The organism is Microbacterium sp. HD4P20, from assembly GCF_019449275.2.
Classification (GTDB): domain Bacteria; phylum Actinomycetota; class Actinomycetes; order Actinomycetales; family Microbacteriaceae; genus Microbacterium.
Genome location: NZ_JAHZQZ020000012.1, coordinates 94,310 through 111,013 on the forward strand (window position 1 = coordinate 94,310; position 16,704 = coordinate 111,013).

Annotated in this window: 12 protein-coding genes; 8 read left to right on the forward strand and 4 right to left on the reverse strand. The window is 66.2% G+C overall.

Annotated elements, in window-relative coordinates; genetic code table 11:
• Positions 1-117: 117 nt before the first annotated feature.
• Positions 118-879, reverse strand: coding sequence for a GntR family transcriptional regulator (locus tag K0817_RS05505; RefSeq protein ID WP_219980393.1), 762 nt, complete (start codon positions 877-879; stop codon positions 118-120).
• A 175-nt stretch (positions 880-1,054) separates the two neighbouring features.
• Here K0817_RS05505 and iolC point away from each other — a divergent pair, with 175 nt between their 5' ends.
• The 7 genes from iolC (at position 1,055) to K0817_RS05540 (ending at position 9,429) form a co-directional block, all read left to right on the forward strand.
• Entirely contained in the window at positions 1,055-2,017 is a 963-nt protein-coding gene (gene iolC / locus K0817_RS05510) for a 5-dehydro-2-deoxygluconokinase (RefSeq protein ID WP_219980394.1), read from the forward strand.
• On the forward strand, positions 2,014-2,928 hold the full coding sequence (locus tag K0817_RS05515; protein WP_219980894.1) for a class I fructose-bisphosphate aldolase: 915 nt from the start codon (positions 2,014-2,016) through the stop codon (positions 2,926-2,928). The genes iolC and K0817_RS05515 overlap by 4 nt, the downstream gene beginning before the upstream one ends.
• A gap of 34 nt (positions 2,929-2,962) precedes the next feature.
• A complete protein-coding gene (locus K0817_RS05520) occupies positions 2,963-4,513 on the forward strand; it encodes a CoA-acylating methylmalonate-semialdehyde dehydrogenase (protein WP_219980395.1) in 1,551 nt (516 codons plus the stop codon).
• 78 nt (positions 4,514-4,591) lie between these two features.
• Complete coding sequence (gene iolB, locus K0817_RS05525) at positions 4,592-5,506, forward strand: 5-deoxy-glucuronate isomerase (RefSeq protein ID WP_219980396.1); 915 nt, start codon at positions 4,592-4,594, stop codon at positions 5,504-5,506.
• On the forward strand, positions 5,506-7,419 hold the full coding sequence (iolD, locus tag K0817_RS05530) for a 3D-(3,5/4)-trihydroxycyclohexane-1,2-dione acylhydrolase (decyclizing) (RefSeq protein WP_219980397.1): 1,914 nt from the start codon (positions 5,506-5,508) through the stop codon (positions 7,417-7,419). The genes iolB and iolD overlap by 1 nt, the downstream gene beginning before the upstream one ends.
• A 58-nt stretch (positions 7,420-7,477) precedes the next feature.
• Positions 7,478-8,395: a sugar phosphate isomerase/epimerase gene (locus K0817_RS05535; RefSeq protein WP_219980398.1), complete on the forward strand. Its 918-nt coding sequence runs from the start codon at positions 7,478-7,480 to the stop codon at positions 8,393-8,395.
• Between the two features lie 11 nt (positions 8,396-8,406).
• Positions 8,407-9,429 (forward strand): Gfo/Idh/MocA family protein, encoded by a 1,023-nt coding sequence (locus K0817_RS05540; RefSeq protein WP_219980895.1) that lies wholly within the window; start codon positions 8,407-8,409, stop codon positions 9,427-9,429.
• Positions 9,430-9,509: 80 nt separating this feature from the next.
• On the opposite strand, the gene K0817_RS05545 is transcribed toward K0817_RS05540, so the two are convergent.
• Positions 9,510-10,697 (reverse strand): Gfo/Idh/MocA family protein, encoded by a 1,188-nt coding sequence (locus K0817_RS05545; protein ID WP_219980399.1) that lies wholly within the window; start codon positions 10,695-10,697, stop codon positions 9,510-9,512.
• 186 nt (positions 10,698-10,883) lie between these two features.
• Between K0817_RS05545 and K0817_RS05550 the strand changes: the two genes are divergently transcribed.
• The gene (locus K0817_RS05550) at positions 10,884-11,969 is read left to right on the forward strand and encodes a transaldolase family protein (RefSeq protein WP_219980400.1); all 1,086 of its coding nucleotides are present in this window, start codon (positions 10,884-10,886) and stop codon (positions 11,967-11,969) included.
• Positions 11,970-12,057: 88 nt separating this feature from the next.
• Here the strand turns inward: K0817_RS05550 and K0817_RS05555 are convergent, their stop codons facing one another.
• Both K0817_RS05555 and K0817_RS05560 read right to left on the reverse strand, forming a co-directional pair.
• The gene (locus K0817_RS05555) at positions 12,058-14,496 is read right to left on the reverse strand and encodes a glycoside hydrolase family 2 protein (RefSeq protein ID WP_219980401.1); all 2,439 of its coding nucleotides are present in this window, start codon (positions 14,494-14,496) and stop codon (positions 12,058-12,060) included.
• 6 nt (positions 14,497-14,502) lie between these two features.
• A complete protein-coding gene (locus K0817_RS05560) occupies positions 14,503-16,692 on the reverse strand; it encodes an alpha-galactosidase (protein ID WP_219980402.1) in 2,190 nt (729 codons plus the stop codon).
• Positions 16,693-16,704 lie beyond the last annotated feature (12 nt).

The window sequence follows — 16,704 nt, forward strand, 5'->3', positions numbered from 1 at the left end:
GCAAGCCCGCGCGCACGCGCTCTGGCGGCGTGTGCGCGGGCTTGCCCGTATGCGCTAGCCAAGGCCGCCGAACATCGCGTCCCGACGCCGGGGGAAGCGGGCCTGACGGCCAACTCCCTACTTCGCGACGAGCGTCGTCTCGAAGCTGTACATGTCCGGCCGGTAGCAGTGGTGACCGTACTCGACTGCCCGGCCTGAGCTGTCGAAAGCGATCCGGTCCATGGTGAGGACGGCGCCGCTCTTATCGATGTCGAGCAACTCGCTCTCGTCTCCGGTGGCGCGACGAGCGCCGATCTTCTGCTTGGCGATCCGGATGGTGACGCCGCGGCCTCGGAGGATCTGGTAGAGCCCGCGCGATTCCAACTGCTCCGTCGTGATGTCGGAGAACTCCCGTGGCAGATAGTTCTCCAGCACGGCAACCGGCACACCGTCCGTGCTGCGCTGACGGCGCATAAAGACGACTTCCTCGCCTTTCGGCACGCCTAGACCCTCGGCGACTGCGTCACTGGCGGGAACCAGCTCATGCGTGAGCACCCTCGTGCTGGGCTCGTGGTGTGCCGTCTGGAGGTCCTCGTACAGACTCGTCAGTTCCACCTGACGTGTGACCTGCCCCTGCACGACCTGGGTTCCGATTCCGCGACGACGCACCAGAAGGCCCTGGTCGACCAACTCCTGAATCGCGCGACGCACAGTGGGGCGGGACAGTCCGAGACGCTGCCCGATGGCGATCTCATTCTCGAGGCGCGCACCCGGGGCGATGCGTCCGGAACGAATCGCGCTTTCTAGGCGGCTGGATACCTGGAAGTAGAGCGGAACAGGACCGGTCCGGTCGAGGTCCACGAACAGCTCGTCAGGCCACACGGTCTCGTCGTTCGCCATCGTCCGTCCCCCACCCAAGGCATATTGTCGGGACAATCTTACACTTCGATCAGTTTGTCATGCGGATTCGGGATCCTCGGTTGACCGGTCGAACTCATGTGTTATTGTTAGGACATATGGACGCTCTTTCGTTCATCGCCCGCAGCGCCCGCGAGAGAAGGTTGTACAGCGGAGTATGACTGAGTCACAGAATCCCTTCGACGTCCTGGCAATCGGCCGGCTCGGCGTCGACATCTACCCGCTGCAGTCGGGCGTCGGCTTGGAAGATGTCGAGACCTTCGGTAAGTACCTCGGCGGCAGCGCCGCGAACGTCGCGGTGGCCGCAGCGCGTTACGGACGCGCATCCGCCCTCCTGTCGCGGGTGGGCGACGACCCGTTCGGTCGCTACCTGCGGCGCGAGCTCGGAGCGCTTGGCGTGGACGACCGCTATGTCGGCGTCGACCCATCGCTCGCCACCCCGGTCACGTTCTGCGAGATCTTCCCGCCCGACGACTTCCCGCTCTACTTCTACCGTGAGCCGAAAGCTCCCGATCTGAACATCTCCCTCGACGACCTCGATCAGGAGGCTGTCCGGTCGGCAAGAGTTCTCTGGTTCACGGCCACCGGTCTCAGCCAGGAGCCCAGCCGAGGAGTGCACCAGTCTCTGCTGGCGTCGCGTGGCCGGCAGTCCTTCACCATCTTCGACCTGGACTACCGGCCCATGTTCTGGCCGGATCGCGAAACGGCCCACGCTCGGGTGTCAGCCGCCTTGGCGTCCGCGACCGTCGCAGTCGGTAATCGAGAAGAATGCGAAGTCGCCGTCGGTGAAACCGACCCGCAGCGCGCAGCCGACGCCCTCCTGGAGCGGGGCATCCAGCTCGCCATCGTCAAGCAAGGGCCGCGCGGCGTGCTCGCAAAGACAGCGGACGAGACCGTCGAGGTTGCGCCGTACCCGGTGCGCGTCGTCAACGGGCTCGGTGCGGGCGACGCGTTCGGCGGCGCCCTGTGCCACGGACTCCTTGCCGGATGGGACCTCGAGCGGGTGCTCCGCTTCGCCAACATCGCCGGCGCAATCGTCGCAGGTCGACTCGAGTGCTCGACAGCGATGCCGGACGAATCCGAAGTGACCGCCATTCTCGAGACGGGAGCTCGCACATGAGCGATGGCATACTCACGGACCAGGACTTCGCCCACCTGCGCGACATGCGAGCAAAAGATCCGGAAGGCATCAAGCGCGCCCTAGTCAAGCGCACACGTCGCGAGGTGCTGCGGGGCGACGACAGGCTCTTCATCGTCGCCGCTGACCATCCGGCGCGCGGCGCCCTCGCGGTCGGCCCCGATGCGTCCGCAATGGCCAACCGCTACGACTTGCTCGAGCGTCTCGCCGTTGCGCTCAGCCGCCCCGGCGTGGATGGTGTGCTCGGCACGCCGGACATCATCGACGACCTCGCCGCACTCGGACTCCTCAACGACAAGATCGTCGTCGGGTCCATGAACCGCGGCGGGCTGCGCGGAGCGACGTTCGAGATGGATGACCGCTACACGGCGTATGACGTCCCCCGCATGGTCGAGTCGGGCATCGACTTCGCCAAGACGCTGATTCGCATAAACCTGCACGATCCCGCAACGGCTCCGACACTTTCAGCTACCGCGGAGGCGGTCACGGCCGCCTCCGCGGCCGGCCTGCCGATCATGCTGGAACCGTTCATGAGCCACTCGGACCACGGCCGGATCGTCAACGACCTGTCCGCGGACGCCGTCATCCTCTCGGTGGCCATTGCGGCCGGGCTCGGTGCCAGCAGCGCGCACACATGGATGAAGCTCCCGGTCGTCCCCGACATGGCCCGGGTGATGGAAGCAACCACCATGCCCACACTGCTTCTCGGCGGAGACTCGGGCGCTGACCCGGACGAGACGTTCTCCGCTTGGGAGGATGCCCTCGCTCTGCCAGGCGTTCGAGGCCTCACGGTCGGTCGAACCCTCCTCTACCCGCCCGACGGCGACGTCGCGGCGGCCGTCGACACCGCCGCGGGGCTCGTCCATACCGCCGACGTCCACGCAACCGTGTGAACTCCCACACTCACTCCTCTCTCAAAGGAACACCATGACCATCACCGCAAGCTCGACCGCGGCCTCTGAAACCACCACCGTTCGCACCATCGGACACTGGATCGATGGCGCCGAGCGCTCATCGGAAAGCGGCCGCACCGCCCCCGTCTACAACCCGGCGACCGGCGCAGTCAGCGCACACGTGGCGCTGGCGGACGAGGCTGACATCAACGAGGCCATCGCCTCGGCCGTCCGTGGCTACCAGGAGTGGAGCAGCTACTCCATCGCCAAGCGCCAGGCCGTGATGTTCAACTTCCGTGAGCTGCTGAACTCGCGCAAGCGCGAGCTCGCCGAGCTCATCACCGCCGAACACGGCAAGGTCGTCTCCGACGCGATGGGTGAGATCCTGCGCGGTCAGGAAGTCGTCGAGCTCGCCACCGGATTCCCGCACTTCATCAAGGGAGCGTTCAGCGAGAACGCCTCCACCGGCATCGATGTCTACTCGCTCAAGCAGCCACTTGGTGTCGTCGGCATCATCAGCCCCTTCAACTTCCCCGCCATGGTGCCGATGTGGTTCTTCCCCATCGCCATCGCCGCCGGCAACTCGGTCGTGCTAAAGCCGAGTGAGAAAGACCCCTCGGCTTCGCTCTGGCTCGCCGAGCTGTGGAAGGAGGCTGGCCTTCCCGACGGCGTCTTCACGGTCCTGCAGGGCGACAAACTCGCCGTGGACGGACTGCTCACAAGCCCCGACGTGCAGTCCATCTCGTTTGTCGGCTCGACGCCCATCGCGCGGTACATCTACGAGACCGCTTCCCAGCACGGCAAGCGCGTCCAGGCCCTGGGCGGCGCGAAGAACCACATGCTGGTGCTCCCGGACGCCGACCTCGACCTCGTCGCCGACCAAGCCGTCAACGCCGGTTACGGCGCAGCCGGTGAGCGCTGCATGGCCATCTCGGTCGTCCTCGCTGTCGAGCCGGTCGCCGACGACCTCATCGCCAAGATCTCCGAGCGCATCGGTCGCCTCAAGATCGGCAACGGTGCCGGTGCGGACGGTGTTGAGCCCGACATGGGACCCCTCATCACCGACGTCCACCGGGACAAGGTCTCGAGCTACGTGGACATCGCAGAGGCGGATGGCGCGAAGATCGTCGTCGATGGCCGCGGGTTCTCCGTCGACGGTCACGAGGACGGCTTCTTCTTCGGCCCGACCCTCATCGACGACATCCCGACGACCAGCCGCGCGTACCAGGAGGAGATCTTCGGACCTGTTCTCTCAGTCGTCCGGGTGCAGTCGTACGACGAAGGCCTGGATCTGATCAACTCGGGTCAGTTCGGCAACGGCACGGCGATCTTCACCAACGATGGCGGCGCAGCCCGTCGGTTCCAGAACGAGGTTCAGGTCGGCATGATCGGCATCAACGTGCCGATCCCTGTCCCGGTGGCCTACCACTCCTTCGGCGGCTGGAAGCAGTCGCTCTTCGGAGATGCCAAGGCGTACGGCGTGCACGGATTCGACTTCTTCACCCGGGAGAAGGCCATCACCAGCCGCTGGCTCGACCCCGCCACGCACGGCGGCATCAACCTAGGCTTTCCGCAGAACCATTGACGGGCGATGCCGCGGCCGCACCGTGAGGGGCTTGCGGCCGCGGCATCCGTCCCACACCATCGACGCACGAGAGACGAAATGACCACATCGGCCCAGCGTTGGTTCCACCGCCGAGGCGACCTCGCCCGCGACGGATGGGAAAGCGTCGTGGACTCCAGCACGCGCGGGTGGCAGCACACCGGTATTCGAGTCGCTGACATCAGCGACTCTGACCAGCTCGATCTCCACGAGCGCGGCGTCGAGCGGATCGTGGTGCCGCTCAGCGGCTCGTTCAACGTCACGCACCACCACTTCCCTGGCGCGTGGGAGACACGCCTTCACGGCCGGAAGTCGGTGTTCGAGGGGCCGACAGACGTGCTCTATCTCCCGGCCGGTACGACCGCGGAGGTTCGGGGACACGGTCGGGTGGCCGTCGCGGAGGCGCCCACTGAGGAGTCCCGTCCCTGGCAATACATCCCGGCCGCCGATACTCCCATCGAGTTGCGGGGAGCCGGCCGGTCGAGCCGCCAGGTGCACAATTTCGGAACCCCGCAGTCGCTGGACGCCGCTCGACTCATCGTGTGCGAGGTCATCACACCCGCCGAGAACTGGTCGTCCTACCCGCCGCACAAGCACGACGAACACGTTCCCGGCCACGAATCCCGCCTCGAGGAGATCTACTACTTCGAGTCAGCGCCCGTGCGCGGGTCCCAGGCAGCACCTGACGCCTCGTTCGGCATATTCAGCACCTACTCTTCCCCTGCAGGCAGCATCGACATCAACGCCATGGTGCGCACAGGCGATATAGCGCTCGTCCCGTTCGGCTACCACGGACCGGCAGTCGCCGCCCCCGGATACGACCTCTACTACCTCAACGTCATGGCCGGCCCCGACCCCGAAAGGGAGTGGCGGATCAGCGATGACCCCGCGCATGCCTGGGTGCGCGACACCTGGAACGGACAGGACGTCGACGACCGACTGCCGTTCACCGACAACAAGGAAGGCCGGAGCTGATGGGTGCGACAAAGCGGATGACGGTCAGTCAGGCGCTCGTAGAGTTCCTGGCCCACCAGTGGACCGTCGACGGCGATATCCGCGAACGGACCATCCCCGGCATGTTCGGAATCTTCGGGCACGGCAACGTCGCAGGGATCGGGCAGGCGCTCAAGCAGTTCAACGTCGAGCAACCCGACCTGATGCCGTACTTCCAAGCGCGCAACGAGCAGGCCATGGTTCACCAGGCCGTCGGATACGCGCGGATGCACCGGCGCCGCGGCACCTATGCGTCGGCCGCTTCGGTGGGCCCGGGCGCCGCGAACATGCTGACGGCGGCGGCTCTTGCCACGACGAACCGCATGCCAGCGCTACTTCTCCCCAGCGACACATTCGCTACGCGTGTTGCCGACCCCGTTCTGCAGCAACTCGAGCAGCCGTGGGACATCGGCCTGCAGGTAACGGATGCCTTCCGTCCGCTGTCGCGCTTCTTCGACCGCGTCCAGCGGCCGGAGCAGCTGTACTCCATCGCGCTCGCTGCGATGCGGGTGCTCACCGATCCCGCAGAGACCGGCGCCGTCACCATCGCGCTTCCTGAGGACGTTCAGGCCGAGGCACTCGACGTGCCGGTTGAGTTCCTGCAGGACCGTGAGTGGCACATTCGACGCCCGCTTCCGGAGCGCGGACCGCTGGCACGGGCGGTCGCCGCGATACGCGCCGCGAAGAACCCGTTCATCGTCGCCGGCGGCGGCGTCATCTATTCGGGAGCCGAGGAGCAGCTCCGCACGCTTGTCGAGGCAACCGGCATCCCCGTTGGCACGTCGCAGGCGGGCGGCGGCGTCCTGAACTGGGACCACCCTCAGTATCTCGGCGGCGTCGGCGCGACGGGGACGATGGCCGCCAACCGGCTTGCTGTCGAAGCGGATGTCATCATCGGCATCGGCACGCGCTACAGCGACTTCACCACCGCCTCCCGCACGGCGTTCCAGAACCCCGACGTGGTGTTCGTCAACATCAACGTCGCATCGTTCGACGCCTACAAGCACGGCTCGCAGCTGCCGGTCATCGCCGACGCACGCGAGGCAATTGCAGAGCTCTCCATCGAGCTCGAAGGCTTCGAGATCTCGCGCGACTACAGCGAGCGCATAACTCGGGAGAAGGGGGAGTGGGACGCGGCGGTGGACGCCGCATTCGCACCTTCCGGCCTCGCGCGTCCCGGCCAGCCCGAGATCATCGGCGCCGTGCAGTCGACGACCGCACCGGAGGACGTCATCGTGCAGGCGGCCGGTTCCCTGCCCGGTGATCTGCACAAGCTGTGGCGGGTGCGTGACCCGCTCGGCTATCACGTCGAGTACGCGTTCTCCTGCATGGGGTACGAAATCGCCGGCGGTCTTGGTGCCAAGCGTGGCCTGCTCGCCGACGGCGACGACCGCGACGTCATCATCATGGTCGGCGACGGCTCCTACCTCATGCTGAACACCGAACTCGTCACGGCGGTCGCCGAGGGAATCAAACTCATCATCGTCCTGATTCAGAACCACGGCTACGCATCCATCGGACACCTGTCCGAAACCGTCGGCTCGGAGCGCTTCGGCACCTGGTACCGCGAATACGACAGCGAGGCGCGAAACTTCCAGACCGAGCAGATCCTCCCCGTCGACCTTGCGATGAACGCCCGAAGCTACGGCGTTGACGTCATCGAAGTCGAGCCCGGGCCGTCGGCCATCGATGACCTGAAGGCCGCGGTCGCGCAGGCGAAGGCATCGCACCGGTCCACATTCATCCACATCAACAGCGACCCACTCATCTACGCACCCGACGGCGGCGGATGGTGGGACGTGCCCGTCGCCGAAGTGTCGACTCAGGAAAGCACACAGGGCGCGCGCGAGGACTACCTGACCCAGCGGAACGCACAGCGGCCCCTGCTCGGCTGACCCATCCGGAGAAGAACGGCGAACACATGATCAACACCACCTGGGAAGGCATCGCGGCATGAAGGCCACCGTCGCGGGCGCGCCCGTCAGCTTCGGAGTGTTTGAGCTGACTCCCGCTGGCGCACCTACCATCAGCGCCGATGAGATCGGCGAGATCCTGCAGGCCACGGGATACGACGGCATCGACCTCGGTCCCGCCGGTCTCCTCGGTCGAGGCGACGAGCTACGCGCCAGGCTCGCCCGGTTCGACCTGGAGCTCGCCGGGGGATGGATTCAGATGCCGTTCAGCGCCGACGAAGCGTTTGCCGCTTCTATCCCCGGTCTGCGCGAGACACTTCGCGCCTTCTCTGAGGCCGCCGAGCGCGCTCCCGGACGGCTTCCCTTGCCGACGCTGGCCGACGATGGGTCCGCGCTGCGGGTCGCCAACCCGGGGCGCGGCGCGGAGAAGGATCCCCTCTCCGCTGATGCGCGGGACCGGCTCCATGCGAACGTCGACCGGGCCGCGCGTATCGTCCGCGAGGCGGGCTTCGAGCCGACGTTCCACCACCACGCCGGGACCTTCGTGGAGTCACCCGAGGAAGTGGACCTCTTCCTAGCGGGAACGGATGTCGGGCTGACGCTCGACACAGGCCACCTCTACATCGCCGGCGGCGACCCGGTCGAAGCGGTGCGCCGGTGGGGATCCCGCATCAACCACCTCCACCTCAAGGACGTCGACCGGAGCGCACTCACGCGAATCTTGAAAGCCGGCGGGGGGATGACCGAGGTCTGGTCCGGTGGGTCTTTCGTCGCTTTCGGCCGGGGCGACGTGGACCTCGCTGGCGTCATGAGCCTCATGGACGAGTGGGGATACGACGGCTGGATCGTCGTCGAGCAGGATGTGCTCAACGGGCCTGACATCGCACTGGACGAGTTCCGGATCGCCCGTGCCGATGACCAGCGCGTCAACCGCGAGGCTCTGCGAGCGTGGGCGTGAACGCGGCAGCGATGGAGAACGCCCAGGGAGACCTTCGGGTCGGCGTCGTCGGCGCCGGCATCATGGGCGCCGATCACATCTCACGCATCGCGCGCCGAATCTCTGGCGCGGTCGTCTCGGCTGTCGTCGAGCCCGACCAGCGTAAAGCCGACGCGGCGGCCGCGCGGGCGCCGGGTGCGGCCACATTCGCGCGTATCGAGGACGCCATCGCGGCCGACGCCGTCGATGCGGTGCTCATCGCAGTGCCAGGTCAGTTCCACGAGCCCGTCCTCGTGCCGGCGCTCGAGGCGCGGTTGCCCATCCTGTGCGAGAAGCCGCTCACGCCGGACTCCACGTCCGCCCGGCGCGTCCTCGAGCTGGAGCAGACCCTTGACCGGCCCCACATTCAGGTCGGTTTCATGCGGCGGTTCGACGCCGAGTATTCCGCGCTCCGTGAGCTGATCAGGTCCGAAGAGGCCGGAGCGTTGCTGATGGTTCGCGGAGTCCACCGCAACCCGTCGGTACCCGAGTCGTACATGGGATCCATGATGATCACCGACTCGGTGGTTCACGAGATCGACGTGGTGCCGTGGCTCGCCGGTTCCGCCATCAAGACCATCGAGGTGAAGTACCCTCGGCGGAACTCCCTCGCTCCCGAGCGCTTGCGCGAGCCCATCCTCGTCATCATGGAACTCGAGAACGGCGTACTGGTCGACGTGGAGATGAGTGCGAGCGCCCAGTTCGGATACCAAGTCGCCACGGAGGCGGTGTTCGAACGAGGCGTCGCGCGCATCGGTCAGCCGTCCGGCCTGCAGCAGTGGACCGATGGCAGGTTCTCCATCCGCGACCACGACACCTATACCACGCGATTCGCAACGGCTTACGACACCCAGGTGCAGCGCTGGGTGGACGCCGTCCGCAACGGGTCGCTCGTCGACGGGCCGAATGCCTGGGACGGCTTCGTTGTCGCGCTGGCCTGCGAGGCGGGCGTCCGTGCGCTCGAAGGCGGAGTCGTGCCGGTCGATACTGCGGTCAGGCCGCCGTTCTACGCCTGATACGCGCCACGCTTCGGAGAGGCAATGGTCCGCATTCCTGCGATCCAGGCGGTGCAGCGCATTTCAGCCGGCCGCCCGGCTCAGTCCGCGTCGAACGTTGTGACGCCTGTTACCTGAGGGACATCGACCCAGCGACCGCTCGCAGCGCTTCTCAGTGCGGCGTCGACCACCTCCGCAGTGGCCCACCCGTCGGCCGCCGACGGTGCGAGCTGCCGTCCCTCTTCTATGGAACGCAAGAAGAGGGACGCTTCGATGGTTTTGAGGTCGTCGAAGCCCATGCTGGTTCCAGCTCCGGGCTGGAACTGCGAGAACTCGCCGAAGCCGGGATGCGCCATGATGGTCCGGAAGCCGGATCGGTCATCTGCGAGAAGCAGTTCGTTCATTCGCTGAAAGTCCCATCGCAGGGACCCGGCGGTGCCGTAAACCTCGACCTTGTACTCCGCTCGGGGGCCGGTGGTGGTGCGGCTCGATTCGAAGACGCCGACGGCCCCCGAATCGAAGCGGCCGATCACGGCGGCGTAGTCCTCGTTCTCAACGGCACCCAGAGGTCCACCGACGGCGCCGCTGGTGAAGTGGCTTGCTGCGCCAGCGGCGGGAAGAGGGCGCTCCGTGATGAACGTCTCGCTCGCGGCCGTGACGCTGGAAACACGTCCGACAAGGTATTGCGCCAGGTCGATGCCATGCGACAGCAGGTCGCCTGCGACTCCTGACCCTGCTCGCGCCTGGATGAAGCGCCACGTCAGCGCACCGGCTGGGTCGGCTGAATAGTCCGCGAGGAAGCTCACGCGGACGTTGGTGACTTGCCCGAGCGCCCCGGCCCGGATACGGCGGCGCGCCTCGGCAATCGCGGGGGCGTGGCGGTAGTTGAAGCCGACTGAAGTCAGGAGGCCGGCCGCTGCCGCTCGCTCCGCGATTTCACGGGATTCCCCGGCGTTGCGGCCCATCGGCTTCTCGATCCAGAACGGTTTCCCTGCGTCGATGGCCGCCAGTGCGATGTCGTGATGGAGGAAGTTGGGGGAGCAGATGGACACGGCATCGATTTGCGGGTCTGCGAGAAGCGCCCGATAGTCCACAACCGCACGCTGATAGCCGAGAACATCAGTCGCGTAACGGCGTCCCTCAGAGTCCGGATCTGTGGCTGTGTGCAGGGAAGCGCGCACGGAAAGGGCGGGGAAGTGCTGGGCGGCGGCGAGGTAGGCCCTCGAATGCAGGCGTCCCATCCACCCGACTGAAATGAGGCCGATGTTCAGCGTGCGCCGGTTCTCCATCCAGTTCCCTCCATTGGGTTTCATGACGTCCCGTTGAACCCCGTCGATATTGTGAATATGATAGGACAAACTAGACCGACATTCAAGGAGTTCCCATGCCGCTCGTTCGCATCGACCACAGCGACGCCCGTACGAACTCGACCGAGATTGCGGCAGCCGTTTTCGCCGCAGTGTGAGGGGCGAACGATGACTATCCTCACCGATGGGCGCGCCCGCCCGTTCGCACGTGCCGCCGAGCGATTCCCCACCGTGCTGTGGAACGACTCTGCGGATCCGACCGAGCTTCGCCGTTCCATCAAACTCGGCGCCGTCGGTGCCACGTGCAACCCGGTCATCGCGCTCACCGCGATCCGCAACGACCCGGAGTACTGGACGCCCCGCCTGCAGGCCCTAGCGGCCGAGCATCCGACGTGGGGTGAGTCTCAGCTGGGGTGGGAAGCAGTCAAGGAACTGTCCATCGAAGCCGCGAAACTGCTCGAACCCGCATTCGCTGCTAGCGGCGGTCGCAACGGCCGACTGTCGATCCAGACAGACCCTCGCCTGCACCGCGATGCTGAGGCGCTCGTCGCGCAGGCCGTTGAGTTCTCGCAGCTCGCCGAGAACATCATCGTCAAGATCCCGGCGACGGCCACCGGCATCGAAGCAATGGAGGAAGCGGCGTTCCGGGGGGTCAGCATCAACGCGACGCTGAGTTTCACCGTGCCCCAGGCCGTCGCGGTGGGTGAGGCGCTCGAGCGTGCACTCGACAGGCGCCGCGCGGCCGGCCTTCCCGACCGGGAATTCGGCCACGTCGTCACGATCATGGGTGGCCGCCTCGATGACTGGCTGAAGGCTTGGACGGCGACGAACCGCATCCTCACGGTGCCCGGAACCCTGGACTGGGCTGGGGTCGCCGCCCTCAAGAAGGCCTACCTGATCTTTCGCGACCGGGGCTTCCGTAGCCGCATTCTCTCGGCCGCATTCCGCAACCACCTGCAGTGGTCTGAGCTGGTCGGTGGAGACCTCGTGGTGTCGCCGCCGTTCGACTGGCAGCACCGCATCGACGCCAACGGCATCCCCGCGCGGGACCGCATCGCCGAGCCCGTGCCCGCCGCGATCCTCGACGAACTTCACTCCCTCAGCGAGTTCCGCCGCGCCTATGACGTCGACGGTCTGCGGCCCGAGGAGTTCGTCGAGTTCGGCGCGGCACGCAACACGCTCCGCCAGTTTCTCGACGCGGACGCGCAGCTCGATGCGCTCGTGCGAGACGTCATCATCCCTGCGGCATCCTGAGCGCACGGGCTGCTCGCCCGTTTTCGCAACCGAGCCGGGCCGCCGACCCCAGCAGCTAGGCACGCCGGAGCTGCGCCTCAGCTCACCTTCAGATGTTCATCAGATCGTTCGCTGATCGAACGACGGATGGATCCTGGAACGACCTCGGGTTTGCTTCGAGAGCACCCGTGACGTGGATCACCACGTGCTCGTGCGGAAGGATCGTGACGAGTGCCTTGTCTGCGACTGCATCGGGATCGATGCGGTCGACGAGGAGGGTCACTTCGCGTGCCAGCGCGGATGCCGTGATCGTGACATCCCATCCGTCCTCTCTCTTCTCTGCTTGAGTTGAGACGGCATGGGGCTGCAAGTTCGTGTCACGGTACTCCCCAAAGAACCAATACGCTGTCTCGTCGCCGAGGTGAGCGACCACGAGTTCACGAGCGGCGTCTGCGGCGGCTGCAACCCGTGACGGGATCGTGACGTTGTGTGAGCCCCACGCGTCGACGTTCACGCGCAGGGTGTGATCCGCGAGCACGTTCCCGCCGTAGTCCCGGCGGTCCAGACGAAGCTGGCCCTGCCACGGGTCACCAGTGTCGTTGATGATCGCGACCCGGAGGTCGTCACCATCGGGCTGGATGGTGAGCAGTCTCGGGGTGTTTGCATCACGGAGCCCGTAGAGGAGGGGTTTTGGTCGCTCGTCCCCGTCGACGGCGGCCCAAGAGGTGACGGGCCAGCAGTCGTTGAGTTGCCAGACGATCGTTCCCGAACAGACCGGGGAAAGCGAGCGGAACCATTCGACTGCGGTCCGAATGGCGACGGCCTGGTTGAGTGACATCGCCCAGTGCCAGTCATCCATGGTGTCCGGCAGCGGAAGGTGTGCGGTGAGCCCGTCAGTGAGGTGGTCGTTGCCCTTGCTCGCCTTCTGGTGGACGATCATGCCAGGAGATTCCGGGGTGAGCGGATCGTCTGAAATGGCGCGGACGAGGGTGCTCCACGTCGGTGGACCTTGCCAGCCGAACTCTGACACGAACCGGGGCCGGTAGTCGCGGTAATGAGGCCAGTCCTTCTGGTTCCACAGATCCCAGATGTGCACGGTGCCCTGGGCAGGATCGTTCTGGGGCTCTTCAGGATCGGGGCTGAACGGGCTCCCCGGCGTGTAGGCGACGTGGGGGGCGAGTTCGGCCACGAGGGCGGGGAAGAGCTCGTAGTAATAGCCGGCGCCCCAGGTTCGTCCTTCGAGGCGCTTCTTCCAGCCCCAGTCCTGGAAGCCGATGACGTTCTCGTTGTTGCCGTTGAGAACTACGAGGGAGGGATGGGCGCTGAGCCGCACTATTGCCTCCCGCGCCTCGGCTTCGATCTCAGACCAGAGGGGTTCGTCTTCGGCGTAGGCGGCGCAGGCGAGCAGGAAGTCCTGCCAGGCGAGGATGCCGCGTTCGTCGCACTCGGCGTAGAAGTCCTCGGACTCGTAGATTCCACCGCCCCACACGCGGAGGAGGTTCATGTTTGCGAACTCCGCCTGGGCGAGCCGGCGCGCGTAGCGGGCTCGGTCGACGCGATGCAGGAAGGCATCGTCGGGAATCCAGTTCGCGCCTCGCACGTGGATGGTCTGACCGTTGACGACGATGGCGAAACCGATACCGGCGTCATCCGGAGTGATTCGTGCTTCCACCGAGCGGAATCCCACGCGGTGACGCCGCAAGTCGATGACGTCGCCGTCCACGAGAAGCGCGATTTCTGCGTCGTGCAGGGCAGCATCACCGTATCCGCGTGGCCACCACCAGGCGGCGTCGCGGACTGCCACATCGAGGACGGCTACCCCATCGACGACTGGGCTGTCGGTGGTGACCCCCGCGACCTGGGCCGAAACCATGAGCGGCGCATCCGTCTCGCGATCAACCCTGACGTGCACTCGCAGCCGGGCTTCTCCGTCGATGACGTCGCCGGCGACACGGACCTCGGAGAAGCGGCCGGCTGTCCAGGTCTCGAGCGTGACAGGTTTCCACAAGGCCGACGTGCTGGTGTCGATTCCCCAGTCCCACCCGAAGCTGCATGCCATCTTCCGGATCGCGTTGTATGGGTGGTGATTCGTATGGGGGCGGTAGCCCAGGGCCAGGCTCGCCGCGTCCGCCGCCTTGATGGGCGAGCAGATCGCGACTTCGAGGACGTTCCCTCCTGGCTTCAGACGGCCGGTGACGTCGAGGCGGTAGCTGCGGTGCATGTTGCGGGTCGCTGCGATCTCGGCGCCGCCGAGACGGATGCTGGCGATCGTGTCTATGCCTTCGAATACCAGCTCCTGCCGGTCGCTCCCATCCGGCTTCCACTCCAGTACGGTGCGGTAAGTCCAATCGGCGAGGCCGATCCATGTCTGGGTCTTCTCGTTCTCGTCAAGATACGGATCGGGGATCAGGCCGGCAGCCATCAGGTCCGTGTGGACTGCTCCTGGCACGGTTGCGGCGATGGGGCCCGCGGCGCGTATTGGCGCGGGGACGGAGGTACCGGTCGCTTCAACGGTCCAGTCGGTGAGGCGTGTGCGGGTGATCGTCATTTCAGTTCAGTTCCCTCGTGCTGACAACGGGTGGGCGGTGTCGGTCGGCACTTTCTGCAGCTCGAGGACCAGAGCCTGACCAGGGCCAAGCAGAGGAAGACGGATGCCGTGATGGACGAGCGCGGCGCCGGTGAGGATCAGCTGGCCCTGTTCCATCCAGGGCGGGATGGTGGGTTCGATCCGCCGTGGAGGCGGGAGTTCAGGAACCGTGCGCACGAGGTATTGCGCGCCTGGATCGAGGTGGGGTACCTGAAGCAGCCGGGGAAGTGCACGGTCGGAGCTGGCGATTCGTGCGATCCTGACGAGCGCGCGGCCAGCGTCCTGAGAGGTGACCGTGGTGATGCGCAGTCCGTCGTCGCCTCCGTCCGGGTGGGCGAGGATGCCGCTGTGAAGCAGTCCTCGGAGCCGCTTGTATGCGGCGATACCGTCTCTCAGTTGGTTCAGCTCGTCAGTCGTGCACTCGCTGATATCCCACTCGATCCCGAACGAACCGAAGAGTGCGACGGCGATGCGGAGACTGAGGCTTGTCTCGCGTCCGGTGGTGTGGGTGACCGGTGGTCCGACGTGGGCGCCGATCAGCTCGAGCGGGATCAGCAACTCCGTCCAGCGCTGGATGTCGAGCCGTTCGATGGGATCGTTGGTGTCGGAGGCCCAGACACGATCAGTGTGTTCGAGTACCCCCAGGTCCACCCGGGCACCGCCGGATGCACAGGACTCGATCTCCAGATTCGGATGGCGTCGGCGCATCTCGTTGAGCAGGGCGTAGACGGCAACTGTCTGGCGGTGAACCGAAGCACGACCGCCGTGGACTGCTTCGATGAGGTCGCGATTCTGGTCCCACTTGATGTAGTCCAGCTCGTACTCGGCCACCAGGCGGGAAAGGGATTCGAGCAGGTAGTCGAAGACGGCGGGGTTGGCGACATCGAGGACGTACTGGTGCCGCCAGGCACGTACACCGGCCTCGGGGTCTTGGAGCAGCCAGTCGGGGTGCCGACGGGCAAGGTCGGAGTCGACGTTGACCATTTCGGGTTCGAACCACAACCCGAACTGCATTCCATGGGCGCGCACCGCTTCGACGAGCGGATGGAGTCCATCGGGCCAGATGGTGGTGTCGACCACCCAGTCCCCAAGTCCGGCTCTGTCGTTGCGGCGGCCGCGGAACCAACCGTCGTCGAGCACGAATCGCTCGACTCCGATGTCGGCCGCAGTGTCGGCAAGGGCTCGGAGTCGGCCGAGGTCGTGACGGAAATAGACCGCCTCCCACGTGTTGAGGGTAACCAGCCGTGGTGTCGACGGGTGGTGCTCCCGGGCACGCAGCGAACGGTGGAACCTGTCGCTGACACCGTCGAGTCCCTCGTCGCTCCAGACGAACACCGAGGTGGGCGCACGGAAGCGGGCGCCGGGGCCGAGTACGACTTCCCCAGGCCGCAGAAGAGGTCCTGCCCCGACGATCGTGCGCGCTTCGGGCAGGGCGTCGTATCGGTAGACGGAGTCGGCGCTCCATGCGAAGTGGACGGCCCATATCTCGCCCGCCCGGCTGTCGAAGCCAGAGGTTCCGAGTGCGAGCAGCATGGGGGCGTCGTGACCCGTGCGTCCGCGACGGGACTCGCGGACGCGGCTTCCTTCCAGGATGCGGCTGCGCTGGGGGCTGCGTTCCCGTGTCCACCGGCCGCCGAAGTCGAGCGTACCGGCCGCGACGTCGCCGACGGGCATGGTCGCTTCGAGAATGGACAGCTCGAGGTTGTCGTCTCCGGTGTTGACGATCTCGGGGGTGATCCGCAGTACGCCTGCATCGTCGAGGCGCAGGTCTATGCTCAGCCGGAGCCCCTCGGCGACTGCTGCGACGGTCGCCCGGACATCATCGCCGGTCACGCGGGCGCTGTGCCACCGCGGGATTGCGACCCGTCCCGCCCGGTGCGCGGAGAAGCCTGGTCGACCCTCCCACCCGTCATGCTCGTTGGGGAGGAGGGTCAATGGCCACGGCTGGTCCAGGGCGCTGGGCGACACCTGACGGCGGGAGGCAAGGGTGAGCTGGTCGAGATCTACGGCGCCCAGCGGCGGCCCCCAATGCAGGACTTCGGGGAGACCGTCCCCAAGTGCTAGGACCACCTCGACGCCGCCGCGGCGCAGTACGTGGTGCCGCCCCGTTTCGGTTTCGACGTCGACGGCATCGGGTTGCTCATGGGTGAGGGTCATGCGCGCGCGTCT